This window comes from Nitrospirota bacterium (assembly GCA_040756155.1).
In the GTDB taxonomy this organism is placed as follows: Bacteria; Nitrospirota; Thermodesulfovibrionia; order JACRGW01; family JBFLZU01; genus JBFLZU01.
Map to the genome: position 1 here is coordinate 1 of JBFLZU010000045.1, position 25,503 is coordinate 25,503.

Consider the following 25,503-nt stretch of genomic DNA (forward strand, 5'->3'; position numbering starts at 1 on the left):
AATCTTTCTCTATTTATTTAAGACATTATATTACCATAACCTTACGCAATCTTTAAAGATTATTTTATACAAGGAGAGTGGTGAGGATATTGACAACCAGAAAGTTATCTGATACCGTTGAAGCGTATAAGCCACATGACATGGCTTTTTTCCTCATTTATAATCTCATCAACAATTTCTTCTTCCTTGACTAAACCTCTTATGCCATAAAAATAAAGTAATGTCTCTTTCTCAAAACCAATAGCAAAATTAATAGCGTCTACTCCTGTTCTTATATGCTTAAGTGAAGGTAGGGATTTATTTCTGCCAAGGAAGAATTCTGATTCAACAATAGCCCTTAAATATTGAGAAACAACTTCCCATCCTTCTGGTTCTTCGTCACCTACTATTTCTTTTAGTTCGGAAAAGGTCTTTTCATGTCGTAATTCTTTTACTGCAAGCATTTCAAAGAGCTTTCTCAGCCCTTCATCTTCTTCAAATCTCCTTGCCATTTCAGTATAAAATTCATAGCCAAGTTTTTCTGTCTGAACAGCCTGTTCAATAATCTCTCTTATAGAAAACCTTTCCATATTCCCTCCTCACCCATAACTCAAAACTTTATCATGTCTTAGGACAATCATCAATCCGCTCAAAGCCCCTCCCATGTAGGGGGGACAACCCTTATCTTCTATCGCTTTCATTCTCATAGCCCTCCTTCTACAGCATCTCTAAATTCCACTGTTCAAGGTCTTTTTTTATACCACTTATATCTGTTTTGTTCTCAATGGCTTTAATTATCTTTGCCCTCTCTTTTATGTCACCGTAAAGAATTGTGCCAATGATGGAGTTGTCTTTAATTACTATTTTTTTGTATATGAAATTATCACTGTCTTTTACCACTATTGATTCATTTTTTCCTTCAGCATCAATATCTCCGGCTGCAACAAGGTCTATACCTACAACCTTTAGCATGTTAGATATAATGGTGCCCTCATAAACAGTGCTTCCACCTGCCATATTTATCCCTGCAACTTCACCCTGTTTTTCGGCTGCAGGCCATATGCCGTAAAAAATGCCATTATGCTGTATCAGATCTCCAGCTGCATAAATATCCTGCAGCTCAGTTTCCATCCTGTCATTGACAATCAAACCTTTTTCTACTTTCAGTCCGAGATTTTGAACAAGAACCGCATTCGGTCTGACTCCTGCTGAAATGATTATCATATCACAATCTATACGCCTGCCATCATCAAGTATGAGTGTTTCTACCTTACTGTCTCCGGTTATCTCTTTTGATTTTGCTCCGAGATAGAACTTAAATCCCATCTTTTCCATCTGTGCCTTGAGTATCCCTGCACCATCAGGATCCATCTGTCTTGGAAGAAGCCTCGGGAAGAACTCAACCACCGTAATAGAACTGCCAGCCTTTCTAAGGGCATTTCCTACCTCAAGACCTAAAACTCCGCCTCCTATGAGAAGGACACGATTTGCCTTTTTTGCATATTCTCTTATTGCAATCGCATCTTTTAAAGTCCTGAGTGTGAAGACTCCATTTTTGTCAGAACCAGGGATGGAAGGCACAAAAGATATACCTCCTGTTGCTATTAGAAGGCGGTCGTATTTTATCCTTTCACCGGAAAATGTTATGACTTCCTTTTTTTCATTGTCTATGTCTGTTACTGTAGTGTTCAGAATGATCTCGATTTTATTTTCCTCATACCATTTGTCTTTCCTTATCATTAGCCCTTTTTCATCAATGTCGCCTGAGAGGAATTCCATGAGCCTTATCTTGCTATAAAAAGGGTACGCCTCGTCAGTAATGATTGTTATTCTGCCTTCGCTGTCTATTTTTCTGATATTAGCTGCTGCCGTTGCACCTGCAACTCCGCTTCCGATGACAACATATTTCATTATCCGTCTCCTGTATTGCAAGATAATTATAAAAACAGGCTCTTGGCGGAAACATGTAAAAGATAAAAAAAGTTCTTAAATTAAATTTTAAAGCAATATCAATATTTGTCAAGTAATCATTGACTGAGAACTGAATAGAGGGACACTTCCCATATTATTTTCTAAAAGGAAACTGCCCGCAACGGCAGATAACATGCTGAAATAGTAAAAATCGACATTAGAAAACAACTGTAGAAGATCAAACTTCAGGTTAGGTTTTTCACGACGAGGTCACCTACCTCTGTAGTTGTATGCCCCATCTTCCCGGCGGAAAGACTTTTAAGGTGTTTACCAGTAACTTCCATTACTGCCTTCTCTATTGCTATCGCGGATTCTTCCTCCCCGAGATGTTCAAGCATCATTCCGCCTGCACATATGGCTGCAAGCGGGTTAATCATATTTTTACCTGCGTATTTTGGGGCAGAACCACCGATGGGCTCAAACATCGAAACACCATCCGGGCTTATATTTCCACCAGCGGCAATCCCCATGCCTCCCTGTATCATAGCACCAAGGTCTGTGATTATATCTCCGAACATGTTGTCTGTAACGATAACATCAAACCACTCCGGGTTCTTTACAAACCACATTGTTATGGCATCTACATGGGCATAATCCGTCTTTATATCGGGATACTCATTTGCAACTTCATAAAACACCCTTTCCCATAGATCAAAGGCATAGGTCAGGACATTGGTCTTTCCGCACAGGGTGAGTTTTTTATCCTTATTGCGTCTCTTACAATACTCAAAGGCATAGCGGATACATCTTTCGACACCCATGCGGGTGTTTATGGACTCTTGTATCGCAATCTCATGTGGGGTACCCTTCCTTAAAAAACCACCCGCACCTGCATAGAAACCCTCTGTATTTTCCCTGACAACCACAAAATCTATGTCTTCTGGCTTCTTGTCTTTCAGAGGGCAGTCAACTCCTGGATAGAGTTTGACAGGTCTGAGGTTTATATACTGGTCGAGTTCGAATCGTAGTCTTAGTAATATGCCCTTTTCAAGGATGCCGGGTTTTACATCGGGATGACCTATAGCTCCAAGATAAATAGCATCAAAGCCTCTTAGTTCATCTATTGCTGAATCAGGTAGAACCTCTCCTGTCCTTAGATACCTTTCCCCACCAAAGTCAAAATATGTGAAGTCAAGTTTAAGGTTATCCCTTTCGGATACTGCATTGAGAACCTTCAGCCCTTCCCTGATTACTTCAGGGCCTGTCCCATCACCTGGAACAACTGCAATCTTATAAGATTTCATTTGTATTTTTCCTTTTTAACTTTCAACTCTTAACTCTCAACTTTCAACTTCCGTCCCACCCATTCCATCAACCCTCCTGCCATTATCAACTCCTGCATAAAGGGAGGAACAGGTTTTGCGTTGTACTGCTTATCTTTTGTAAGATTAATGATAATTCCGCTGTCTGCATTGACTTCAACTACATCGCCTTCGTTTATATTATTAGATGCCTCTTCTGACTCGAATATTGGTAGCCCCATATTAAAAGCATTCCTGTAAAATATCCTTGCAAATGACCTCGCAATAACACATGAAACACCTGCAGCCTTTATCGCAATAGGTGCATGCTCCCTTGAGGAACCGCAGCCGAAGTTTTTCCCAGCGACGATAATATCACCTTTATTCACTTTCTTTACAAATTCAGGAACAACATCCTCCATACAGTGGGCTGCAAGTTCCAGAGGCTCGATTGTATTGAGATACCTTGCAGGTATAATATCATCGGTATTTATATCATCACCGAACTTCCATGCCTTGCCTTTTAAAATCATCTCAGTTCCTCTGGACTGGCGATTCGCCCAAGTACTGCTGATGCTGCCGCAACCGCAGGATTGCTGAGGTAGACCTCACTTTCAGGATGCCCCATCCTTCCAACAAAGTTTCTGTTCGTTGTGGCAATCGCTCTTTCACCATTTGCGAGTATTCCCATATGTCCTCCAAGACAGGGACCGCATGTTGGTGTACTTACAGCGGCGTCAGCATCAAGGAATGTCTCGATAAGCCCTTCATTAATTGCCTGTCTGTAAATCCTCTGGGTCGCAGGTATAACTATTAGCCTTACATAAGGATGCACTTTTCTGCCTCTGAGTACCTCTGCAACAATCCTGAGATCCTCAAGTCTTCCGTTTGTGCATGAGCCTATAAATGCCTGGTCAATCGTAATATTAGAAAGTTTACCAACAGGCTTTACATTAGAAGGAAGAGGTGGACATGCAACCAGTGGTTCAAGACCTGTGCAATCGTACTCCCTTATATCTGTATACCTTGCATCTATATCGCTCTGATAGAATTTATAGCCTTTTTTCTTTATTGACTCTGGACTGAAGACTATCGACTGTTTTACATACTCTTCTGTAATCTTATCAGGTGCAATAATGCCATTTTTGCCACCCGCTTCTATTGCCATGTTACACATGGTAAGCCTTCCCGCCATATCAAGGGCGTCTATAACCTCACCCGCAAACTCCATCGCCATGTAAAGTGCACCATCAACACCGATATCTCCGATGACATGGAGTATAAGGTCTTTACCTCCAACCCATTTTTTCAAATGTCCTCTGTAAATGAATTTCATAGATTCAGGTACCCTGAACCAGAGTTCACCTGTAATCATAGCCGCAGCCACATCGGTAGAGCCAACACCTGTTGAGAATGCACCGAGTCCTCCGTATGTGCATGTATGGCTATCAGCACCAACAACAAGGTCGCCAGGGAGAACTATCCCCTGTTCAGGGAGTAAGGCATGCTCGATGCCCATTCTCCCTACCTCAAAATAAAGATTGAGTTTCTGTTCTTTTGCAAAGTCGCGAAGTATCTTACACTGTTCTGCAGACGCTATGTCTTTGTTTGGTGCAAAGTGGTCCGGGATAAGTACAACCCCGTTGTTGTCAAATACCTTTTTAGCACCAGATTTTTTAAATTCCTTTATCGCTATGGGTGCTGTGATGTCGTTGGCAAGAATTATATCCACATTTGCATTAATAAGTTCTCCTGGTTCAACAAGCTCTTTACCACAGTGTGCAGCGAGTATTTTTTCTGTAATCGTCATCCCCATTTTTTGTTTTATTACGGCACATCTGAGCTCCTCGTTCCTCTTGCCTCCTTCCAGTAAGCGAGTTTGTTAAGGGCGTTAATATACGCCTTTGCACTTGCAACAATAATGTCTGTATCAGAGCCCTGTCCTGTTACTGTCTTTCCGCCTTCTTCAAGTTTTACAGTAACCTCTCCAAGGGCATCTGTTCCTCCTGTGATACCTTTTACATTATATGAGAGCAGTCTGCTCTTGGTCTCTGTGATAGAGGTTATTGTTTTATACACGGCATCGACAGGACCATCGCCATAATCGGTCTCCTCTACTGTTCTATCGTCTATGCCGAGTCTTACAGTTGCAGTAGGTCTCTGTGATGTGCCGCTTTTGACAAAGAGATCGATGATTCTATATTTCTCAGGTATTCTGTAAACCTCTTCTGTAACGATAGCCTCTATATCTTCATCGAACATCTCCTTTTTCTGGTCAGCAATCTTTTTAAATCTCTCGAAAGCCCTGTTAATTTCATCCTCAGAAAGCGTATATCCAAATTCTCTCAGTCTCTCTCTGAAGGCATGTCTACCAGAATGTTTTCCGAGAACAAGTCTGGCACTCGGTAGCCCGATGATATCAGGACGGATTATCTCATATGTCGTTTTTTCCTTTAGAAGCCCATCTTGATGTATTCCTGACTCATGGGCAAAGGCATTTGCTCCGACTATAGCCTTATTAGGCTGTACAGGTATACCTGTTATCTTTGTTATGAGTCTGCTTGACCGCATAATCTCGTCAGTTTTTATATTTGTATCGGCATGGAAAAAGTCTTTGCGGGTTCTTAAACTCATTACAACCTCTTCGAGAGAGCAGTTGCCTGCCCGTTCGCCTATACCGTTTATCGTGCACTCTACCTGTCCTGCGCCGTTTATAATGGCAGAGAGAGCATTTGCAACAGCCAGCCCTAAGTCATTATGGCAGTGCACTGAAATAACTGCCCTGTCAATATTCCTGACCCTTTCTCTTAGCGTCTTTATGAGATTTCCGAATTCATCAGGCATGGCGTATCCGACAGTATCAGGGATATTCACTGTAGATGCACCTGCATCAATAACAGCTTCGACGACCTCTGAAAGGTATATGGGGTCTGTCCTTGTGGCATCCATAGGGGAGAATTCCACATCCTCTTCGAGGGCTTTTGCAAGCCTTACCATCTCTACAGATCTCTTTAGAGCCTCCTCACGGCTTATCCTAAACTGGTATTTGAGGTGTATGTCAGATGTAGAGTGGAATGTATGTATCCGCCGCTTGGGTGCATCTTTTATCGCCTCCCATGCCCTCTGTATGTCCTCTTCTTTAGCCCTTGCAAGACTACATATAACAGGACCTACTACTTCATTGCTAATTCTCTTTATTGCCTCGAAATCCCCCTCAGAACTTATAGCAAAGCCCGCCTCTATTACATCCACACCTAAACGAGCGAGTTGCTTTGCTACCTGAAGTTTTTCATCTACTGTCATCGAAGCCCCGGGAGATTGCTCCCCATCACGCAATGTTGTATCAAAAATCTTTATAATCCTGCTCATCTCCGTGAATCTACCTCTTCCTGCGGAGTTTCTTCGAGTTCCTTTCTTTTAGGGTAAGATATAATTTCCTCCACAATTCCCCAGATAATATATGCCATTGAGAATACAAAAAGCATCACGGGTGGATGAATTACTATAACCGCAAGTATCAATACTGAAATTACTAATATCCAGAATGGCTTCCTCTTTTTGAATTCCATTTCTTTGACGCCGTGATACTTTATTGTGCTGACCATAAGAAACGCAAGAAGATATACGAGGGCGATTATGAGGTAGTTCTTGCCATAAAGTTTATCCCATATATCTTCGTAGAACAATACCAACGTGGCAACGGTAATCGCTGCTGCAGGTATGGGAAGCCCTGTGAAGTGTTTACTCTCTGAGCTTCCCATTTGAATATTGAACCTCGCAAGGCGAAGTGCACCACAAACAACAAAGAGAAAAGCAGCAGCCCATCCGAATCTGCCAAATGGAATAAGTGCCCACATATATGCAAGCATCGCTGGTGCAACACCAAAAGCAACAACATCGGAGAGAGAATCTAATTCGATACCGAACCTTGTCGTCGAATGTGTAGCCCTTGCTACCCACCCATCAAGCATATCAAATAAAGAAGCCACCATAATTGCCCATGCAGAGCTCTCAAAATTTCCCTTTATAGCGGAAACGATCGCATAAAAACCACAGAAAAGACTGATTATTGTAAGAAAGCTTGGAAGGATGTATATACCTTTCTTCATTCCCAGCTTTGCATCCCTTAATCTTCTCTTCCTTTTGCTCATCGTAATACCCCGATAATGGTGCTACCACCTTTTACCTTATCACCAATCTTAACGAGCAAGGATATCTTAGATGGCAGAAATACATCGACCCTCGAACCAAATCTTATCAGCCCATATCGCTGTCCTCTCTCTACATCGTCATCAATATTTAACCAACATACTACTCTTCTTGCTATAACCCCTGCTATCTGTTTTAAAAGTACTATATCTTCCCCGGATTTTATAACAACTGCCACCTGTTCATTAAGTTCAGAGGCTTTCTCTCTGAAAGCAGCAAGGAATTTTCCAGGGATAGATCGGACATCTATAATCTTACCACTGCACGGTATACGATTAATATGCACATTGAATACTGAGAGGAAGATGCTAATCTGCACCGTGTCGCTTTTTAAATAATCTTTCTCAAATACTTTTTTTATCTGCACCACCTTACCATCAGCAGGTGAAACAAAAATGCCTTCACCTTCCGGTATCTTTCTTTCAGGGTTTCTAAAGAAAAAAACAACAAAGGCAGCAAGAGAAAGTGGCAAGATACTCAGAAAGTTGTATCCGACAAGAAATACTATCAGGACAATTAAAAGTAATGGAATAATAAACGGGAAACCCTCAGGGACAACAGGCATCCTTTCATATCTTTCTCTAATTCTTTGATTTGTCAACCAGCTTCCCCTTCTGGAGCCACGGCATCATCGCCCTTAATCTTGCGCCTACCTCTTCAATTGGATGCATTTCACCCTTTGCAGTCAAGGCATTAAAAACTGGTTTATTTGCTCTGCATTCCATGATCCATTCCTTTGCAAATTGGCCTGTTTGTACCTCGTTCAATATCTTTTTCATCTCTTTTCTTGTCTCTTCGGTTATGATTCGTGGTCCACGGGTCAGGTCACCATACTGTGCGGTATTGCTTATCGAATATCTCATGTTTGTGATACCACCTTCGTGTATTAAATCTGCAATAAGTTTTACCTCATGCAGACATTCAAAATATGCCATCTCTTGGGAATACCCTGCCTCAATAAGGGTCTCAAATGCAGCTAATATGAGTGATGTGAGTCCACCACAGAGCACTACCTGTTCACCAAAGAGGTCTGTTTCAGTCTCTTCCCTGAAGGTAGTCTCTATAATACCCGCTCTTCCGCCACCAATAGCTGATGCATAAGCAAGTGCTATATCCTTTGATTTTTTAGAGGGATCCTGTTTAACTGCGATAAGCATAGGGAGTCCACTACCTTTCAAATACTCGCTTCTCAGGAGATGACCTGGCCCCTTTGGCGCAACCATAAAGACATTACAGTCAGATGGTGGAACAATCTGTCCAAAATGGATATTAAAGCCATGCGCAAACCCAAGAAATGCACCTTCCTTGAGGTTTGGTGCGATTTCCTGTCTATAGACATCTGCCATATACTCATCAGGGACAAGCATCATAATAATGTCTGCCTGTCCTGCAGCATTTCCAGCAGAATATACCTTAAACCCTGCTGATTCAGCCTTCTCCCATGTCTTGCCTTTCCTCGCACCGACAATAACATCCAAGCCACTATCTTTAAGGTTATTTGCATGTGCATGTCCCTGACTCCCGTATCCAATTATCGCTATCTTTTTCCCATCAAGTATCTTTTTATCTGTATCTCTGTCATAGTATACTTTTAGCATCATATCCTCCTCTCTACGAGTCGTAGACTTACATTTCGCGTTTCTTAACACCTTCTCTTGCTATAGCGACTTTACCTGTCCTTACAAGTTCTTTTATCCCCATAGGTCTCAGAAGCTCTATAGCGGCTTCTATCTTTTTTTCATCCCCTGTAATCTGTATCGTGTATGTCCTCGGGCTTGAATCCACAATCCTCCCTCTGAATATTTCTGCAATCCTTAAGGTTTCAGCCCTGTCTTCCGGTTTTGGTGTTATTTTAATTAAAATCATTTCTCTTTCAACATGATCCATCTCCGTAAGGTCTACAACCTTGATTACATCTATCAGTTTGTTAAGTTGTTTGGTAATCTGCTCGATAATCCTGTCGTCACCCTGTGTAACTATTGTCATCAAGGATATCTGAGGATCAAGGGTCTCTCCTACAGAAAGACTTTCTATATTGAAGCCTCTGCCACTGAACAGACCAGCAACACGTGAGAGAACACCAAATTTATTTTCAACGAGCAGGGATATCGTATGTCTCATTATTTCACCGCCTTTAGTTTTTTCTCAGGCTGTTTTGTCTCCTCGCCAAAAATCATCTCATGGATTGCACCACCTGCTGGCACCATCGGAAACACCTTCTCTCTCCAGTCAACAAAGAAGTCCATAAATACGGTATTCTTTATCCTTAGCGCCTCTTTAATGACAGGCTCTACTTCACTTGGCTTTTTAGCCCTCAGACCTACAGCCCCGTAAGCCTCAGCTACCTTAACAAAATCCGGGACTTGTTCTGTATGGAGGTAGCTATATGAGTATCGTTCTCTGAAGAATAACTCCTGCCACTGACGGACCATCCCGAGGTATTGATTGTTAAGTATCGCAACCTTTATCTTGAGTTTATGGATTACAGCCGTAGCAAGTTCCTGGATATTCATCTGTATACTTCCATCCCCTGCAATATCAATAACAAGTTTATCAGGAAAGGCAATCTGTGCACCTATAGCAGCAGGAAACCCATATCCCATGGTGCCAAGACCACCAGAGCTCAACAGGGTCCTTGGCTTATGGAACTTGTAAAACTGTGCTGTCCACATCTGGTTCTGTCCGACCTCTGTCGTAATTATGGCGTCTCCCTTTGTAAGTTCATATATCTTTTCAATGACAAACTGTGGCTTTATAATATCTTCATCCCATGCATATGTGAGAGGTCTTTCTCTTTTCCATTCGTCTATCTGTTTAAGCCATGCCTTTCTTATCTCAGACCACTGTTCTTTTACCTCATCCTTAAGGATTTCATTGAGGTCTTTAAGAACCAGCTTTACATCACCCACGATAGGTATATCCACCCTTACATTCTTTCTTATCGAGGTCGGGTCTATATCTATGTGGATAATCTTCGCATCAGGAGCAAAACCCTCAACCCTGCCTGTTACCCTGTCATCAAAACGAGCACCAATTGCGATTATCAAATCTGAGTTATGTATAGCCATGTTGGCATAATAACTTCCATGCATCCCGAGCATTCCAAGAGAAAGGGAATCATCTCCTGGGAATCCACCAAGACCCATGAGCGTCATTGCCACAGGTATCTGTGTATGTTCTGCAAGCCATATCAATTCCTCAGAGGCATTAGAAAGGATTACACCACCTCCTGCATATATAACAGGTTTCCTTGCCTTTGCTATTGCAACTGCAGCCTGTTTAATCTGCCACCTGTTACCAGCATATGTTGGGTTATAACTCCTTATATTTATCTCTTCTGGATAAATAAATTCACTCTTGCCAGCAGTGACATCCTTCGGTAGATCAACAAGCACAGGACCTGGCCTGCCAGAAGTAGCAATGTGAAATGCCTCTTTTATTATACTTGCAATATCTCTTATATCCTTAACAAGGTAGTTATACTTTGTGCATGGTCTTGAAATACCAACTATGTCCGCCTCCTGGAAGGCATCATTACCAATAAGTTTTGTTGGAACCTGTCCAGAAAATATAATGACTGGTATTGAGTCCATAAAGGCGTTTGCTATCCCGGTAACGGTATTTGTGGCACCAGGACCTGATGTAACTAAAACAACACCGGGCTTACCTGATGCCCTTGCATACCCATCTGCTGCATGTGTTGCCCCCTGTTCGTGTCTCGTAAGTATCACTCTTAGATCCTTGTCGTCATAAAGAAGATCAAATATATTCAACACAACACCACCTGGATAACCAAATATGGTATCAACTTTTTCTTTTTTAAGACACTCTATGAATATCTCAGCACCTGTCAATTTCATTTACTGCTCACTCCTCACTCTTTATTTTTCACTTCTCACTTTCACTGTATCTATAATTGCTCCTGTATTTGCAGACTTAACCATCTGTGCATACCTTGCGAGGTATCCTGACCGTATCTTTGGTTTTGGAGGATACCATGCACTCAACCTGTCCTTTATCTCTTTATCACTCAGTTTAACATCAATCCGCCGTTTTTGTATATCTATAAGTATCCTATCTCCATCTTTAAGTATGGCGATTGGACCTCCTTCCATTGCCTCAGGTGAGATGTGTCCGATACATGGTCCCCTTGTTCCTCCAGAGAACCTTCCATCCGTTATCAGGGCAACAGAATCTGACAATCCCATACCAGCAATCGTAGCTGTAGGAGAGAGCATCTCCCTCATTCCCGGACCACCCTTAGGACCCTCATACCGTATAACAACCACATCACCACTTTTTATATTTCCAGTAACTATTGCCTTCATTGCATCCTCTTCAGAATTAAATACCCTCGCATTTCCAGTAAAACGCATCATATCTTTGCTTACGGCGGTCTGTTTGGCCACACATCCGTCTGGAGCAAGATTACCTTTTAGAACTGCTATACCACCTTCTTTGTGATATGGATTTGACAATGGTCTTATAACCTCGCTATCTGTAATGGCTGATGCCTCAGCTATATCCATGATCCTTCTACCTGATACAGTGATGTTATTATTAATTCTTTCCTTCAGTCTCGACAGCACCGCTGGTATTCCACCTGCAAACTCAAGGTCTTCAAGGTAATATCTACCTGCTGGCAACATATCAGATATATGAGGTGTCTTTCTGCTTATTCTGTCAAAAAGTGACAGTTGTATATCTACCCCTGCCTCATAAGCAATAGCAGGGATATGAAGTGCAGTGTTGGTCGAACCTCCAAGCGCCATATCCACCATTATGGCGTTTTCAAATGCCTCCTTTGTCATTATCTTCTTTGGTGTAATACCCCTTTTTATAAGTTCGACTATCTTTACACCGCTATCAAAGGCTATCTGCCTTTTCTTTGAAGAGACCGCTAATGCTGTTGCACAACCACTCAATGACATTCCCAGCGCTTCTGTAACACATGCCATCGTGTTTGCAGTATACATACCCTGACATGACCCTGGACCAGGACACGCACAGCGTTCCAGATCTTTAAGTTCTGCATTGGTAATTTCACCTTTTTTATATTTACCGATTGCCTCAAAGGTATCGTTTACCAGTGAAAGCCTTCTGCCTCCAAGACGGCCTGAATACATGGGTCCTGCAGTAACTACAATAGATGGTATATTTATCCTTGCTGCTGCCATAAGCATCCCCGGCGTAATCTTATCGCAATTGGTAAGAAGAACAAGACCATCAAAGGCGTGCGCCTCAGTTATACATTCAATCATATCAGCAATTAATTCCCTTGATGGTAAAGAATAGTGCATCCCCCTGTGTCCCATAGCTATACCATCACATATCCCTGGTATACCGAAGAAGAATGGGTATCCTCCACCTGTATGAACACCCTTTTCTATGAATCGTTCGAGGTCGCGCATCCCGATATGTCCAGGGATTATGTCAGTAAAACTTGTGGCTATACCTATTAGAGGTTTTTTTAACTCAGATGGAGTTATACCCGTAGCAAAAAGGAGTGCCCTGTGTGGAGCCCTCTCTATACCTTTTTTTATCCTGTTACTTTTCATAAGACTTTTTCCTTTGAAATCAAATACTACCATGACTTCTCTTATTCGTCAATACAAATAAGGGAAAGTAGCGTATACTTTCCCCCTCTTTAACTTCTGAACAAATCTTTAAAAAATCTCAAATCTTAAATTCGAAATCTAGTTAATAACTCCCTGAAACATCTGTCTCTTATAATCTCTGATAATTTCAGCCATTCTGTCCTTTTTGAGAAGTTTCTGTTTCTGGATACGTTTCCTCTCTATCTCCTCTTCTGTACTAAGGAATTTCCTTTTGTCTATCTCGGAGAGCATCTCTTCTAAGTTCTTGTGTTCTTCCTCCAATCTGCGGTACTCCTCGCTCTCCTTTCTCAAGATATCTATGACCTCTGAGTCGCTAAGAAGTTCCATACATCCACCTCCTTCGCTCTTGTTATTGCGAGCCCTCAATTAGACCCTGAACACATATAAAATTTATCACACCGATAACAAAAAAACAAGCCCTTCGATTAATATTTTAAGAATAGTCTTCCCCACCCAGTCTTAAGGATTTCTTTTACCCTCTTTCTCCCGATAAAAGGATACCAGTAAAGATCGTGATAAACTATAGAGGCTAAATATGACCATGGGACAATAAATGTCCTCAGCAAAAGTCTTTCAATCGGCTTCAGAGGTCCCCAGTAAATTATCTTCTGTCCCCTGCTCGCAAAGGTGTTCTCACTGCCACTGAATCCGAAGTTTACTCGAGAGATATCCTCTCCCACGATTTCTATCTCCCTCATATCACCACAGCCGAGTCCTGCCTCATGGGCAAGACGGATAAATTTCAGGGACATTGGGTCAAATCCCATCATCTTTGCAGCGACTGCATCTATAGCCACCTGGTCTCCACTTGCGAGTATGTAGTCTTTCACATAGGGAACCATGCATCTCGGTCCAGGGCCATCTCCTGCAAATATCCCGTCCATAACAGCGAATATCCCAGTATGTATCTCTTTCTGTATGGTAAGTAAATCTACAAGTGTCTCATGTATAACAGAATGTGTCCAGTGCCTTTTTTCATGTAGCAGACCTCCAAAGGCATTCTTCATTGCCCCTGTCATCGTTGTAAACACATGGGTCTTCATAGTAGGCAGGTGGATAATATTTTCACCTACCATCCTCTTTGGTATTTGAATCCCTTCAGGAAATATCTTATCGAGAACAAGCATCTTACCTTTTGGCTCATAGACAGTCCATTCCTCACCTTCATATAGGTGGATGTTCCTTAATCCGTATTTCTCAACAACAAGTTTGTGCTTGTTTGCTACCTCGCCACGCTTTGCACTCACCACGACCGTTCTGTTCTGACAGGCATGGATGATGTCTTTCCTATATCCATCATCAATTAGAGTTCTTATCACACCTTCAAGTTGCCAGGGGGTTGTTGAACATGCAGGATAAAAATAATGCCACGAGATGTTAATCTTTAAGGCTGTATCTCTGTCCTTAGGCACGTGAGATTGATAGTCTGCGAGACGCATAAGTCTACCATAATCCTCCAAGACGGTTTCTGGGGTTGTTTTGAGAACAGCGACCTTGGTTTTCATCTCTATAGATACAATATCAGCCCAACAGCCAACACATATAAAATTATATTAATTATCAATGGCTTATCCGTAAGCAGTATCCTTTCTGGACTACCACCTTCATTCCTCTGGTAAATCAGATATAGGTAACGAAGTATCCCGAAAAGAACGAATGGTATAGTATATTTTAGACTATCTGTTTTAAACTTGCTGACAGTCTCAGACGAAAGGGTATACAGCGCATAAGCGATAACAGTTGATGATGTAACTACGGAGATCATCTGGTCAAGAAGCAGGTTGCTGTACTCTCTCAGGTTCTTTCTGTGGAGTGACGCATCGCTGCCGAGCAGTGTAAGTTCATGCCTTCTTTTACTGAGGGCAAGAAAGAGTGCGAGGAGTGTTGTGCAGATGAGGAGCCATGAAGATATAGGCACTGATATGACCTCTGCCCCTCCAATAGCCCTCAGGACAAAACCTGCTGATATGGCAAAGACATCGAGTATAATTATATTCCTTAGCCAGAAGGAATACGCCATCTGAAGGAGAAAATAGATGGATGTGACGAATCCAAAAGAGGTATTAAGGAAAAAGGAGAGTACTATAGATATAATAACCAGCACTGTGGCAGTAGTAGCGGCGAAAGGGCTTTTAAGCATACCTGATGCAATTGGCCTTTTTGACTTCTTGGGATGTCTCCTATCGTGTTCGATATCTATCAGGTCATTTATGATATACACGCTTCCTGAAAGGATGCAGAACAGAAAGAACGCCACAACAACTTTTAAGAGCATAATCACATTGAAGAAGTTCTGCGAAAATATAATCGCCGCAAATACAAGAAGGTTTTTCGTCCACTGTGCAGGACGCATGCTTGAAATCAGAAGGTGGAACATATAATTCTATTTCCTTGGCATCCCATGTATCGCCATACCGTGGACATCTTCTGCGGCTTCCATGAGTGCCTCAGAAAGCGTTGGGTGGGCATGTATGGTATGTGCAAGGTCTCTTGCCTTTGCCCCCAGTCTCATGGCAACCGCTGCCTCGTGGATTATATCCGATGCGTGTGGCCCTATGATATGAACGCCGAGTATCCTGTCGGTATTCTTCTCCGAGATTATTTTGACCATACCACTTATCTTACCTATGGCATGTGCCTTTCCGAGCCCTCTGAACTGGAATCGTCCTATATTTACTTCATAGCCCATTTCCTTAGCCTGATGTTCCCTCAGCCCTACACTTCCTATCTCAGGCATGGTGAATATAGCAGCAGGAATCACACTATAGTCAATGATTTCGTTACCTACTGATGCATTGGCAGCAGCGACAAGACCCTCTTTAGATGCCACATGTGCGAGCATTATACCACCAACCACATCTCCAATCGCATAGACACCTTTAACACTTGTTTCCATTTTCTCGTTAACAATTATCTCTCCTCTTTTACCAACCACTACACCGATCTCTTCAAGCCCAAGATTCTCTGTATTGCAAGTTCTTCCTATAGATACGAGTATCTTCTCTGCTATAACCTCCATTCCGTTTTCGAGTATTGCTGTTATGCCATCTAACTTCTTTTCTATCCGTTCGACCTTTGTACCGAGGATAAGTTTTATCCTCCATTTTTTCAATTCTCTCTCAAGTATTTCTGATATCTCCTCGTCTTCTGTAGAAACAGCACGGGGTAGCATCTCTACGATGGTAACTTCGGAGCCAAGTTCCTTAAGAATAAATGCAAATTCACAACCAATGACACCAGCACCGATTATTAAGATACTCTTAGGTATAGAGTTCAGATTCAGTGCATCATCACTCGATAAGATAGTCTTGCCGTCAAATGGGAAAGGGGGCATGTCTGCTGGTCGAGAGCCAGTTGCAATGATTATACTATCTGCCTTTAACTCCCTGACAGAGTTGTCACTCATATTTACAGTAACCTTGTTGGGTGCAGCAAGTTTCCCTCTGCCCTCTATAAGTTCTATACCCCATCCTTTAAAAAGTCCCCTTATACCTTTTACAAGGGTATTAATTACCTTGTTTTTCCTCTCCATGATCATCGAGAGATTATAAGAGACATCTCCACTTATCTCTACCCCATATTCTCCTGATCGCTTTACATTTTCCAGCACCTTTGCAGATGCGACAAGTGTCTTTGTCGGGATACATCCTCTGTTCAGACAGACCCCTCCTACCTCAGATTTCTCCACAACTGTCACCTTCGCACCTAACTGTGCAGCCCTTATTGCTGCGACATAACCACCAGGACCTGCACCAATTATGATTATTTTTGACATACTGCTTACTGCCTATACCTCAGATTGATTCAATAAATTTTTCGTATTCATCTGCAGTCAGTAATTCCTCTACCTCAGATGGGTTATCCATATCTACCACAATCATCCACCCTTTTCCATAAGGGTCTTCGTTTATAATCTCAGGAGAATCTGAAAGTTCCTCATTAACCTCAACAACACTGCCACTTACAGGGCTTACAAGTGGAGATGTAGCCTTGGTTGATTCAATCTCACCGAACTCCCCATTTACCTCGACCACTGCATCAATCTCTGGAAGATCAACATACACAATATCCCCCAATGATTCCTGAGCATGATCAGTAATCCCTATCGTAGCCTTTTTCCCTGAAACACGCACCCAGCAATGCTGTTTATGATATTTGAGTTCCTCTGGATTCATAATAACCTCCCCTATTCTATAAAGTTAAGATTTCCTGAACCTGAGACTTTTGGGGTTCATTCTAAGCATACATAAGAAACTTTGTCAAGACCAAACCCCAAAAAGTCTTCGATTTTTTGGGGTGCCCCGCTGCAGGGAGATTCAATACTCTCTGGGTGGAGCGGGCGACGGGTTTCGAACCCGCGACACCAAGCTTGGGAAGCTTGTACTCTACCTGCTGAGCTACGCCCGCTTTAGATAAAAAATACCACAGAGTAGAAAATATTGTCAAGGTATTGGGGGTTTCCTTACGGTTTTTCTTGAAAATTTAACCCATTCTGTGGTAATAATATAATGGAGGTATAACTGAATACGACAAAGATATCTATCAACCTACAAGAGGGGAGTGACCTTTCCTTTTTGTATGGTGAACTCGACAAAAATCTTAAACTTATTGAGGACATTCTCGGTGTTGAGGTAAGGGCTCGAGGGAATAATGTCTTCATTGAAGGTGAAAACTCTGCGGTTGATACTGCAGAGAAGCTGATAAGAGAGTTATCTACTCTTACAGTAAAAGGACATGTCATCAAACCAGAGGATATCAGGTATGCAGCGAAGATACTCTCAGAGGATAAAGAAACCTCAATAAAGAATATATTTGATAATGCTATCACTGTGTCTTCAAAAAGGCGGTTTATTGTTCCGAAAAGTGAAGGACAGAGACTTTATATTGAAGCTATCAAACAGTACGATATAGTAATCGGTATAGGACCTGCCGGAACGGGTAAGACCTATCTCGCCATGGCAATGGCAGTCTCAGCACTCATTAAAAGGGAAGCAGGCAGAATCATACTTGCACGCCCTGCAGTCGAGGCAGGGGAAAAACTCGGTTATCTGCCTGGGGATATGTATGAGAAGGTAAATCCTTATCTCAGACCACTTTATGATGCCCTCTATGACATGATGGAGACGGATAAGGCATCGAAGTTGATTGAGAGAGGGGTCATAGAGATTGCACCACTTGCATTTATGAGGGGGAGAACGCTGAATGATTCCTTCGTAATACTTGATGAAGCACAGAATACTACATCTGAACAGATGAAGATGTATTTGACACGCCTTGGTTTCAGTTCAAAGACGGTAATCACTGGCGATGTAACGCAGGTAGACCTGCCAACAGGAAAGACATCTGGACTTATCGAAATACAGAGGATATTAGGAGAAATTGAAGGTATCAAGTTTATATACTTTACTGAAAAGGATGTTGTCAGGCACAGGCTCGTTCAGGAGATAATCAAGGCATACGAAAGACATGGCAAAAGGGATATTAAAGACGAAGGAGTTTAAACCAAATGGTCTTACAAAAGTGGTTTCACTCCCGAAAGAAAAACCATCTGTAAGAGAAAGGTTCTTCTCAGGGGTTAGAGACTACAGGAATATCATATTAGGATTCCTTCTTGTATTGGTACTCACAGTTGTTCTTTCGCCTGAGACAGAGCCTTTTTACAGTTATTTCTTTGCAAAAGTAAATACGCTTCCAGAGGTATATCGTTCTACTGCCATATGGATGACAAGGATAGGGATATTTTTTCTTTCGGCCCTCCTGATTTATATATTCTATCTCGATATAAGGAGGTATAAACCTTCCCTTGCAGTGGATACCAATAAACTGATTGCTGTTGGAATACTCCTTGCTGGTACCGTTCTTATAGGAAAATTTACATATTATCTGCTCGGCTCTTTTGCCGATTCCGTCGGTATCTTTGGTAAGTCTACGATTATATATGGTATTCCTATTGCTGCAGGTGCAATGCTTGTTACCCTCCTCTTTGATATGCACCTCGCTATAGTCTTTTCCTTTATAATCGCCCTTATCTCAGGGATATGGATTGTCGAAGAGAGACTCTTTCCTATATTTGCATTTGTAGGTAGCATCGTTGCATCCTTTGGTGTCCTGCGATGCAGAAAAAGATCTTCGCTCCTCATGGCAGGTGTATGGGTTGGTGTAGCAAATCTCTTTACAATTACATGCATAGACCTTTACAAAGGAACGCTCTTCAGTGCCACAGGCTTTTTCGACCTGGCATTTGGATTTGGAAATGCCATAGTGATATACATGATAGTCTCAGGGCTTCTCCCACTGTTTGAGACAGTATTCAAGATAACTACGGATATAAGACTCCTTGAATTACTTGACCTGAACCAGCCTGTTATGAGGAACCTCCTTGTAGTCGCTCCAGGAACATATCACCATAGCATCATTGTAGGTAATCTTTCAGAGGCTGCTGCAGAGGCTGTGGGTGTAAACTCTCTCCTTGCAAGGGTAAGCTCCTATTATCACGATATTGGAAAGATAAAGATGCCAGAATATTTTATCGAAAATCAAAGCGACATAAACAAACATGATAAATTGTCACCCAGCATGAGTAGCCTGATAATAGCATCGCATGTAAAAGAAGGTGTTGAACTCGCGATAGAAAATGGGTTGCCTGAAGTTGTAACAGATATAACACGGCAGCATCATGGAACAAGCCTCATGACATATTTTTATCAAAAGGCAAAGGAACAGTTGGATCCTTCTCAGGTATCATTATCAGAAGACGACTACAGATACCACGGACCAAAGCCACAAACTCGTGTTGCTGCTATAGTCATGCTTGCAGATGCCGTTGAGGCAGCATCGAGGGTACTGACTGACCCTACACCTGCGAGGATAACTGCTTTGGTGAACAAGATAGTTACAAATATTTTTGTTGATGGACAGCTTAATGAATGTGAACTTACACTTAAAGACCTCCACGAAATAGTTAAAAGCTTTAATAAAGTACTCACCGGTATATTCCATCACAGGATTGCATATCCAAGCATAGGCCTCTCTGTTTACAAAAAGAAGGAAAAATATGCAGATAGAGATCATAAACAGACAGCGAAAGTTCAAGGTGAACGTCCAGAAACTGAGAAGGATAGCCAGGAAGATATTGATATACGCAGGATATCCTACTGGTAAACTCTGTGTCTTACTTGTTAATGACTCAAGGATTAGGGAATTCAATAAAGTTTACCGTGGCATAGATCGTACAACAGATATATTGTCTTTTTCGATGAAGGAGGGATTGTCTATAGGGGTAGATTCTGCTATGCTTGGCGATATAGTTATATCGCTTCCCGCGGCTAAGCGTCAGTCTTTTAAGTGCAAAAAAGATATATATTCAGTCCTTACAGAATTACTCATCCATGGGATACTGCACCTCCTTGGCTACGACCACGAGGCAAGTACATATCAGGCAAAAAAGATGAAGAAAAAGGAAAAGGAGATATTTGGCAGGATTAAGGATTAAGGATTAAGAATTGAAGGATTATGGAAGAGAAGGAATCCGAGAAGAAGAGACCAACGATAAAAAGCTGGTTTGAGAGCGCAAACCTCGCAATCGAAGGAATACTCTACGTCTCCAAAACACAGAGACACATGCGATGGCATTTTATTTCTGCGATAGCAATTTTGTTTATCTGCCTGTTTCTCGGTATAAATAAACTTGAATTTATCGCAATTACAGTAGCGGTTGTCCTTGTGCTCTTTGCAGAGATGTTGAATACTGCAGTCGAAATTGTAGTAGATACATTTGCCGATAAATATCACCCGCTGGCAAAGATAGCGAAGGATATAGCAGCCGGTGCTGTATTTATTGCTGCGTTTGGTGCTATCGTCGTCGGCTATCTCATCCTGTTTCCCAGTGTAACTGTCGTAATAACAAAAGGAATTACCAATGTGAAATACACCTCTGAGCATATAACATTCATCTCTCTGATAGTTGTTCTGATAGCAGTTATAATAACAAAGTCCTATGTTGGAAGAGGGCTTCCATTGAGAGGAGGATTTCCAAGCGGACATGCTGCGGTAGCGTTTTCAATCTGGGTGTCTGTGACATTAATAACCACAAACCCCTTTATTTCACTGCTTATATTTATCCTCTCAGTGATTGTTGGGAGAAGCAGGGTGACGGCAGGTGTGCATACAACATGGGAGGTAATTCTTGGAGGTTTGATAGGGGGGCTTACAACCCTGTTGATATTTCAGTTATTCAAATGAAGACGTTTTTAAATAAACTCAACGAAAGTCTTTCAAACCTTTTTCTCGGCTCAAAACAGATAGATACTACTCTGATCGAAAGGATAGAGGACTTACTGATAGGCTCAGACATAGGTGTAAAGGCGACGACCATGCTCATAAGGACTATAGAAGAGAAGGCTAAAAGAAAAGAACTCTCTGATCCCAGTCAGATAAATGCCCATCTTAAAAGAGAGATATATAGAATCCTCAGCAGTGCAAGTCCTGAACTCAGAATAGAAAGTGTAAAGCCTGCGATCATTATGGTTGTAGGTGTAAATGGCACAGGAAAAACAACGACCATAGCAAAACTCGCAAGGCGTTTCAGCCATCAGGGCAAAAAGGTCATTCTGGCTGCAGGAGATACATTCAGGGCAGCAGCGATTGAACAACTCTCTTTGTGGGCTGAGAGGGTAGGGGCTGATATAGTAAAACACAAAGACGGTGCTGATCCCTCTGCTGTTGTATACGATGCAATTCAGTCTGCAAAAGGTAGAAATAAAGACATACTCATCATTGATACTGCAGGAAGGCTTCATACAAAGGTCAATCTGATGGAGGAGATGAAGAAGATAAATCGGGTGATTGGAAAATCAATGGATGGAGCACCACATGAAACATTACTCGTAATTGATGCCACGACTGGTCAGAATGCCATCATGCAGGCAAGGATGTTTCATGATGCCATAGGCATCACAGGTATAATCCTTACAAAACTTGACAGCACTGCAAAGGGTGGGGTAGTTATTGCGATAATGATGGAACTCGACATCCCTGTAAAGATGTTAGGGGTTGGTGAGGGGATTGATGACCTTATAGACTTCGATGCAGAGAAATACACAGAGGCACTGTTTGGGTGATAAGAGACATTATAGTTAGGAAGTTTAAGGATTTGACCTTAAGCTGGATGAAAAGTGGTTGCCATAAATTATACAGCTATGTATTTGAAGTCTGTGACTTCATGAATTAGTTTAAAGTCTTTCTCGTCTTTAGTTATCAGTAGTGCTCCTGTGCTTCTTGCTGAGAGAGCTATGAGGACATCAGTTAGCAAGCATTTTATTCTAAGTGGATCAACTTTTTTGTCACGCCTTAATTTCATTAAAACATCGCCTGCTTTATACCACTCATTTTCTGTAGGAGTTATTACTTCAAAATTATCTCTTATGTACTCTACAAGTCTTCTGTCTTTTTTCTCGTATGCTCCAGAAAACAGTTCCATCAGCACTACCGAGTTAAAGACGATTTTATAGTTACGATTCACCTCGAGAAATATCTTCTGGACATTTCCAGTTCTGAAGTGTTCTATCAGAAACGATGTATCGGGGATGGCCTTCGGCCTCACGTCAGGCCTTCAAATTTAAACTTGCCAGATGTTTGCTCAATCAACTTTCTGACCTTTTCCTGATATATGACTTCCGAAAGGGCGACCTCTATAGTTTCAGTCTCAGTTTTTGCACCAAGTATCTGCTGTGCTTCCTTTATAAGGTCTGAGTTAAGCCTGAAATGTTTTGCTACCTTCTTTGTTGTTATATGCATAATTTCTCCCCTTTGTATATACAGATTAATATAATGTAGCCATAATGTCAAGCATTATTATTCAATCCTCCTCACTTTTCTTTTAAAACAACAACCTCCTCTTTTTCGCATTCTTCAATTACTGACTCAGCACCGGGCTCAAGAGATATAAGCTCCAAAATCTCAACAGGTTTCTCCTTCCCCTTTACTGCTACTCTTTCCAGTCCTTTTATGCATACATGGGATATGTTGCCGTTCTTCACAAGGTCTTTGATTTTATCCAGTGTAAATTCTGTAATCAAAATATTGACATTATACTTCCTTGTAAGGGATTCGACTCTTGAGCCTAAATTAACATGATCCCCTATAACTGTGTAATCCATCTTTTTGCCTTCAGCACCGATATTCCCTACAAGCACCTCGCCTGTGTTTATTCCTATACCGCAATCGAGAATTGGTTTGCCTTCTGACTGCCATTTTTGCTGTAGTTCTTTGAGCCTCCTTATCATATCAAGAGCACATTTTATTGCAAGTTCTGCATGGTCTTCCTGTTTCATGGGCGCGCCCCAGAAGGCAAGAATGGCATCCCCGATGAATTTATCCAGTGTGCCATCCCATCTAAAAACTATGCCGGTCATTTCTCCTAAGTACTCATTAAGTATAGAAACCACTTCCTCAGGTGAGTGTTTTTCTGAAAATGATGTAAATCCCCTTACATCAGAGAAAAGGACGGTTATCTCTCTTCTTTCACCGCCAAGCTTTGCCATATCCGGGTTTTTTATCAACTCATTGACGACCTTCTCGGTCACATAACTTGAGAACATATTTTTTATCTCCCTTGCCCTTTTTTCTTCAGATGCATATCTATAGATAGTAACGCCTGTATAGACAATTATGATATTAAGAGATGGATATAGATAGTCTATCCAGAGGTTGTTATTTACAAACAGATAATAGGTTATACCTGTATATATGGCGAGGAGAGATATAGAGATAATGGCACCAAAAACAGCCTTCATTCTGGGTAGTATGAGAGCGAGGATCAAGCCAACAAACAGGATTATGGCAAGGTCTATTATTTGACTGTTTCTCTTGAGAAATACTCCCCTGAGTATGTTTTCGATTACATTTGCATGTTTTTCTACACCAGGCATGTTGTCCGAGAATGGGGTTACCCTGAGATCATAGAGCCCGAGTGCTGTGATACCAACAAGGGCGATCTTTCCCTCTATCTCTTCCCGTTTTACCTTTCCTTCAAGCAGGTCTATGATAGAGATATACTTAAAGGTTTTCTCAGGACCTGAATAGTCTATCAACATCCTTCCATAACTATCTGTAGGGATGCGGAACCTTCCAAACCTTATAGACGAACCGCCTTCGAGTATCATTGCTTCTCTTGGAAGTCCAATGAATTGACGTACAGACTGTAGTGCAAGCGATGGATAGTAGTTATCACCATATTTTATTGCAAGGATCTCCCACCTGATTGCACCTCCTATATCGGGTATCATGTTTATGTGCCCCATACTTAATGCTTGTTTTGATATAGGGGGTATAGAGACAAGGACATTTGATGCCTGAATTGGTTTCAAACGGTCTATATTCTTCAATATAGCATAGGACGAAGGGGCGATATTGAATGCAGGAGGTTTTGGTTTTATAGGATCAAGGTTGAATGCCAAAGGGAGTATTACATTCCCTGCCTTTTTTATAGACTTCTGGATTATCCTGTCACCTGCCTCTGTTTCTGTTTCACTAAAGATAATATCGAAACTTATTAGTTTTGCCCTGTATTCTGACAGTTTATCTATTACCTTTGCTGTCTTTTCCCTGTGCCAGGGCCAACGACCTATCTTTTCTACGCTCTCATCATCCACTGCGATTACAACAACTTTATCTGATGGTGGTTTTACACCTCTGAGATGAAGCCTCAGGTCGAATAGTTTTTCTTCGAGTATTTCAAGTGGACGAAAATGGAGGACAAAAAGCAGTGAAATACATAATGTAATCCCTATCGACAGGATAAATCCAATATGTACTGGTTTAATCTTTTTCATAGGTGACTCTTTATTTCAGTGTAACAAAGGCAGGTATCTTTTCCTTTTCCTTTATTCTCTTAACCAGTTCCCTTGCCTTACTTTTAGTGAGCTCTCCAACCCTTACTTTATAGAGAAGTCCTTTATCCTCTGTCTTTGTAACAATCATGTATGCTTCATAACCCTTATTCTTTAGAGTGCTAAGTAATTTTTCTGCCTCAGATTTATTCTTGAACGCACCAACCTGAACGGTGTATATGTTCTTTTCTATCCCTGTATACTTTGTTTTTTCATCAGAATCTTTCTGAGTCTTTAGTTTTAATTTGGTATCCTTTGAGGTTTTCTTTTTATCTTTCGTCGTAAGGATCTCATAAAAACTAAGCGGTTCTTTTTGTGACTGTTGTGTTGACGGCTCTTCTTTTGGTTTTTGTTTTGTTTCGCCTGCAACAGCATTTGCAGATATAACAAATAAAGGGATAAAGACTATTAAAAATGTGTACTTAACTATCTGTGAGACCTTTCTGTATTCCATCGCCTAAATTATCTAACAAACCACTCAGGATTTCAAGGGTTTTTATGGGAGGCATCTCCGAATAGGTTCAGAATCAAGGGCAAATGGAATCCACTTGTTTCGTCATTCCCGTGAAAACGGGAATCCAGTGCTTTTATTTTACT

At 41.5% G+C, this 25,503-nt stretch carries 26 protein-coding genes and 1 tRNA gene; 5 read left to right on the forward strand and 22 right to left on the reverse strand.

Annotated features, from left to right (window positions below; all coding sequences use genetic code 11):
* Positions 1-104: 104 nt before the first annotated feature.
* The 18 genes from AB1488_04205 to AB1488_04290 form a co-directional block, all read right to left on the reverse strand.
* Positions 105-569, reverse strand: a complete 465-nt coding sequence (locus tag AB1488_04205; GenBank protein MEW6409300.1) for a ferritin family protein — start codon at positions 567-569, stop codon at positions 105-107.
* 127 nt (positions 570-696) lie between these two features.
* Positions 697-1,890 (reverse strand): FAD-dependent oxidoreductase, encoded by a 1,194-nt coding sequence (locus AB1488_04210; GenBank protein ID MEW6409301.1) that lies wholly within the window; start codon positions 1,888-1,890, stop codon positions 697-699.
* A 245-nt stretch (positions 1,891-2,135) separates the two neighbouring features.
* Positions 2,136-3,194, reverse strand: a complete 1,059-nt coding sequence (locus AB1488_04215) for a 3-isopropylmalate dehydrogenase (protein ID MEW6409302.1) — start codon at positions 3,192-3,194, stop codon at positions 2,136-2,138.
* Between the two features lie 29 nt (positions 3,195-3,223).
* Positions 3,224-3,724: a 3-isopropylmalate dehydratase small subunit gene (gene leuD / locus AB1488_04220; GenBank protein MEW6409303.1), complete on the reverse strand. Its 501-nt coding sequence runs from the start codon at positions 3,722-3,724 to the stop codon at positions 3,224-3,226.
* Positions 3,721-5,007 carry a 3-isopropylmalate dehydratase large subunit gene (leuC, locus tag AB1488_04225; protein ID MEW6409304.1) on the reverse strand — a complete coding sequence of 429 codons (1,287 nt, stop codon included), beginning with the start codon at positions 5,005-5,007 and terminating at the stop codon, positions 3,721-3,723. The genes leuD and leuC overlap by 4 nt, the downstream gene beginning before the upstream one ends.
* 11 nt (positions 5,008-5,018) lie before the next feature.
* A complete protein-coding gene (locus AB1488_04230; protein MEW6409305.1) occupies positions 5,019-6,560 on the reverse strand; it encodes a 2-isopropylmalate synthase in 1,542 nt (513 codons plus the stop codon).
* Positions 6,557-7,342, reverse strand: a complete 786-nt coding sequence (gene pssA, locus AB1488_04235; GenBank protein ID MEW6409306.1) for a CDP-diacylglycerol--serine O-phosphatidyltransferase — start codon at positions 7,340-7,342, stop codon at positions 6,557-6,559. Before pssA ends, AB1488_04230 begins: the two co-directional genes overlap by 4 nt.
* Entirely contained in the window at positions 7,339-8,001 is a 663-nt protein-coding gene (locus AB1488_04240; protein MEW6409307.1) for a phosphatidylserine decarboxylase family protein, read from the reverse strand. Before AB1488_04240 ends, pssA begins: the two co-directional genes overlap by 4 nt.
* On the reverse strand, positions 7,982-9,001 hold the full coding sequence (gene ilvC, locus AB1488_04245) for a ketol-acid reductoisomerase (GenBank protein MEW6409308.1): 1,020 nt from the start codon (positions 8,999-9,001) through the stop codon (positions 7,982-7,984). Before ilvC ends, AB1488_04240 begins: the two co-directional genes overlap by 20 nt.
* A 25-nt stretch (positions 9,002-9,026) precedes the next feature.
* On the reverse strand, positions 9,027-9,521 hold the full coding sequence (ilvN, locus tag AB1488_04250) for an acetolactate synthase small subunit (GenBank protein MEW6409309.1): 495 nt from the start codon (positions 9,519-9,521) through the stop codon (positions 9,027-9,029).
* Positions 9,521-11,260: a biosynthetic-type acetolactate synthase large subunit gene (gene ilvB, locus AB1488_04255; protein MEW6409310.1), complete on the reverse strand. Its 1,740-nt coding sequence runs from the start codon at positions 11,258-11,260 to the stop codon at positions 9,521-9,523. The genes ilvN and ilvB overlap by 1 nt, the downstream gene beginning before the upstream one ends.
* 21 nt (positions 11,261-11,281) lie before the next feature.
* Entirely contained in the window at positions 11,282-12,958 is a 1,677-nt protein-coding gene (gene ilvD, locus AB1488_04260; protein ID MEW6409311.1) for a dihydroxy-acid dehydratase, read from the reverse strand.
* A 138-nt stretch (positions 12,959-13,096) separates the two neighbouring features.
* Positions 13,097-13,345 carry a DUF465 domain-containing protein gene (locus AB1488_04265; protein MEW6409312.1) on the reverse strand — a complete coding sequence of 83 codons (249 nt, stop codon included), beginning with the start codon at positions 13,343-13,345 and terminating at the stop codon, positions 13,097-13,099.
* Positions 13,346-13,443: 98 nt separating this feature from the next.
* On the reverse strand, positions 13,444-14,523 hold the full coding sequence (locus AB1488_04270) for a DUF362 domain-containing protein (GenBank protein MEW6409313.1): 1,080 nt from the start codon (positions 14,521-14,523) through the stop codon (positions 13,444-13,446).
* Between the two features lie 2 nt (positions 14,524-14,525).
* A complete protein-coding gene (locus AB1488_04275) occupies positions 14,526-15,371 on the reverse strand; it encodes a decaprenyl-phosphate phosphoribosyltransferase (GenBank protein MEW6409314.1) in 846 nt (281 codons plus the stop codon).
* Positions 15,372-15,401: 30 nt separating this feature from the next.
* Positions 15,402-16,793: a dihydrolipoyl dehydrogenase gene (gene lpdA, locus AB1488_04280; protein ID MEW6409315.1), complete on the reverse strand. Its 1,392-nt coding sequence runs from the start codon at positions 16,791-16,793 to the stop codon at positions 15,402-15,404.
* Positions 16,794-16,812: 19 nt separating this feature from the next.
* Positions 16,813-17,193 carry a glycine cleavage system protein GcvH gene (gene gcvH / locus AB1488_04285; GenBank protein MEW6409316.1) on the reverse strand — a complete coding sequence of 127 codons (381 nt, stop codon included), beginning with the start codon at positions 17,191-17,193 and terminating at the stop codon, positions 16,813-16,815.
* Between the two features lie 156 nt (positions 17,194-17,349).
* A tRNA-Gly gene (locus AB1488_04290) sits at positions 17,350-17,425 on the reverse strand.
* A gap of 167 nt (positions 17,426-17,592) precedes the next feature.
* Between AB1488_04290 and AB1488_04295 the strand changes: the two genes are divergently transcribed.
* The 5 genes from AB1488_04295 to ftsY are packed head-to-tail and all read left to right on the forward strand — an operon-like array spanning position 17,593 to position 22,137.
* Positions 17,593-18,519 (forward strand): PhoH family protein, encoded by a 927-nt coding sequence (locus tag AB1488_04295; protein ID MEW6409317.1) that lies wholly within the window; start codon positions 17,593-17,595, stop codon positions 18,517-18,519.
* Entirely contained in the window at positions 18,485-20,179 is a 1,695-nt protein-coding gene (locus tag AB1488_04300; protein ID MEW6409318.1) for an HDIG domain-containing metalloprotein, read from the forward strand. The genes AB1488_04295 and AB1488_04300 overlap by 35 nt, the downstream gene beginning before the upstream one ends.
* Positions 20,073-20,510, forward strand: a complete 438-nt coding sequence (ybeY, locus tag AB1488_04305; protein MEW6409319.1) for an rRNA maturation RNase YbeY — start codon at positions 20,073-20,075, stop codon at positions 20,508-20,510. The genes AB1488_04300 and ybeY overlap by 107 nt, the downstream gene beginning before the upstream one ends.
* Before the next feature lie 20 nt (positions 20,511-20,530).
* Positions 20,531-21,259, forward strand: a complete 729-nt coding sequence (locus AB1488_04310) for a diacylglycerol kinase (GenBank protein ID MEW6409320.1) — start codon at positions 20,531-20,533, stop codon at positions 21,257-21,259.
* Positions 21,256-22,137, forward strand: a complete 882-nt coding sequence (gene ftsY / locus AB1488_04315; GenBank protein MEW6409321.1) for a signal recognition particle-docking protein FtsY — start codon at positions 21,256-21,258, stop codon at positions 22,135-22,137. Before AB1488_04310 ends, ftsY begins: the two co-directional genes overlap by 4 nt.
* Before the next feature lie 68 nt (positions 22,138-22,205).
* Here ftsY and AB1488_04320 read toward each other — a convergent pair whose 3' ends face one another.
* The 4 genes from AB1488_04320 to AB1488_04335 form a co-directional block, all read right to left on the reverse strand.
* The gene (locus AB1488_04320; protein ID MEW6409322.1) at positions 22,206-22,619 is read right to left on the reverse strand and encodes a type II toxin-antitoxin system VapC family toxin; all 414 of its coding nucleotides are present in this window, start codon (positions 22,617-22,619) and stop codon (positions 22,206-22,208) included.
* On the reverse strand, positions 22,616-22,813 hold the full coding sequence (locus AB1488_04325) for a type II toxin-antitoxin system VapB family antitoxin (protein MEW6409323.1): 198 nt from the start codon (positions 22,811-22,813) through the stop codon (positions 22,616-22,618). Before AB1488_04325 ends, AB1488_04320 begins: the two co-directional genes overlap by 4 nt.
* A gap of 71 nt (positions 22,814-22,884) precedes the next feature.
* Positions 22,885-24,849, reverse strand: coding sequence for an adenylate/guanylate cyclase domain-containing protein (locus AB1488_04330; GenBank protein MEW6409324.1), 1,965 nt, complete (start codon positions 24,847-24,849; stop codon positions 22,885-22,887).
* Positions 24,850-24,859: 10 nt separating this feature from the next.
* The gene (locus AB1488_04335) at positions 24,860-25,360 is read right to left on the reverse strand and encodes an SPOR domain-containing protein (protein MEW6409325.1); all 501 of its coding nucleotides are present in this window, start codon (positions 25,358-25,360) and stop codon (positions 24,860-24,862) included.
* Positions 25,361-25,503 lie beyond the last annotated feature (143 nt).

What these genes read in the sequence shown, in the direction of transcription:
- gcvH (MEW6409316.1), bottom strand. Translation starts at nt 17,193, where the DNA reads ATGAATCCAGAGGAACTCAAATATCATAAACAGCATTGCTGGGTGCGT.
- pssA (MEW6409306.1), bottom strand. Translation starts at nt 7,342, where the DNA reads ATGAGCAAAAGGAAGAGAAGATTAAGGGATGCAAAGCTGGGAATGAAG.
- AB1488_04265 (MEW6409312.1), bottom strand. Translation starts at nt 13,345, where the DNA reads ATGGAACTTCTTAGCGACTCAGAGGTCATAGATATCTTGAGAAAGGAG.
- ilvB (MEW6409310.1), bottom strand. Translation starts at nt 11,260, where the DNA reads ATGAAATTGACAGGTGCTGAGATATTCATAGAGTGTCTTAAAAAAGAA.
- AB1488_04215 (MEW6409302.1), bottom strand. Translation starts at nt 3,194, where the DNA reads ATGAAATCTTATAAGATTGCAGTTGTTCCAGGTGATGGGACAGGCCCT.
- AB1488_04310 (MEW6409320.1), top strand. Translation starts at nt 20,531, where the DNA reads ATGGAAGAGAAGGAATCCGAGAAGAAGAGACCAACGATAAAAAGCTGG.
- AB1488_04300 (MEW6409318.1), top strand. Translation starts at nt 18,485, where the DNA reads ATGGCAAAAGGGATATTAAAGACGAAGGAGTTTAAACCAAATGGTCTT.
- ybeY (MEW6409319.1), top strand. Translation starts at nt 20,073, where the DNA reads ATGCAGATAGAGATCATAAACAGACAGCGAAAGTTCAAGGTGAACGTC.
- AB1488_04270 (MEW6409313.1), bottom strand. Translation starts at nt 14,523, where the DNA reads ATGAAAACCAAGGTCGCTGTTCTCAAAACAACCCCAGAAACCGTCTTG.
- AB1488_04205 (MEW6409300.1), bottom strand. Translation starts at nt 569, where the DNA reads ATGGAAAGGTTTTCTATAAGAGAGATTATTGAACAGGCTGTTCAGACA.
- AB1488_04210 (MEW6409301.1), bottom strand. Translation starts at nt 1,890, where the DNA reads ATGAAATATGTTGTCATCGGAAGCGGAGTTGCAGGTGCAACGGCAGCA.
- leuD (MEW6409303.1), bottom strand. Translation starts at nt 3,724, where the DNA reads ATGATTTTAAAAGGCAAGGCATGGAAGTTCGGTGATGATATAAATACC.
- AB1488_04275 (MEW6409314.1), bottom strand. Translation starts at nt 15,371, where the DNA reads ATGCGTCCTGCACAGTGGACGAAAAACCTTCTTGTATTTGCGGCGATT.
- AB1488_04330 (MEW6409324.1), bottom strand. Translation starts at nt 24,849, where the DNA reads ATGAAAAAGATTAAACCAGTACATATTGGATTTATCCTGTCGATAGGG.
- AB1488_04325 (MEW6409323.1), bottom strand. Translation starts at nt 22,813, where the DNA reads ATGCATATAACAACAAAGAAGGTAGCAAAACATTTCAGGCTTAACTCA.
- AB1488_04230 (MEW6409305.1), bottom strand. Translation starts at nt 6,560, where the DNA reads ATGAGCAGGATTATAAAGATTTTTGATACAACATTGCGTGATGGGGAG.
- ftsY (MEW6409321.1), top strand. Translation starts at nt 21,256, where the DNA reads ATGAAGACGTTTTTAAATAAACTCAACGAAAGTCTTTCAAACCTTTTT.
- ilvC (MEW6409308.1), bottom strand. Translation starts at nt 9,001, where the DNA reads ATGATGCTAAAAGTATACTATGACAGAGATACAGATAAAAAGATACTT.
- AB1488_04335 (MEW6409325.1), bottom strand. Translation starts at nt 25,360, where the DNA reads ATGGAATACAGAAAGGTCTCACAGATAGTTAAGTACACATTTTTAATA.
- ilvD (MEW6409311.1), bottom strand. Translation starts at nt 12,958, where the DNA reads ATGAAAAGTAACAGGATAAAAAAAGGTATAGAGAGGGCTCCACACAGG.
- leuC (MEW6409304.1), bottom strand. Translation starts at nt 5,007, where the DNA reads ATGGGGATGACGATTACAGAAAAAATACTCGCTGCACACTGTGGTAAA.
- ilvN (MEW6409309.1), bottom strand. Translation starts at nt 9,521, where the DNA reads ATGAGACATACGATATCCCTGCTCGTTGAAAATAAATTTGGTGTTCTC.
- lpdA (MEW6409315.1), bottom strand. Translation starts at nt 16,793, where the DNA reads ATGTCAAAAATAATCATAATTGGTGCAGGTCCTGGTGGTTATGTCGCA.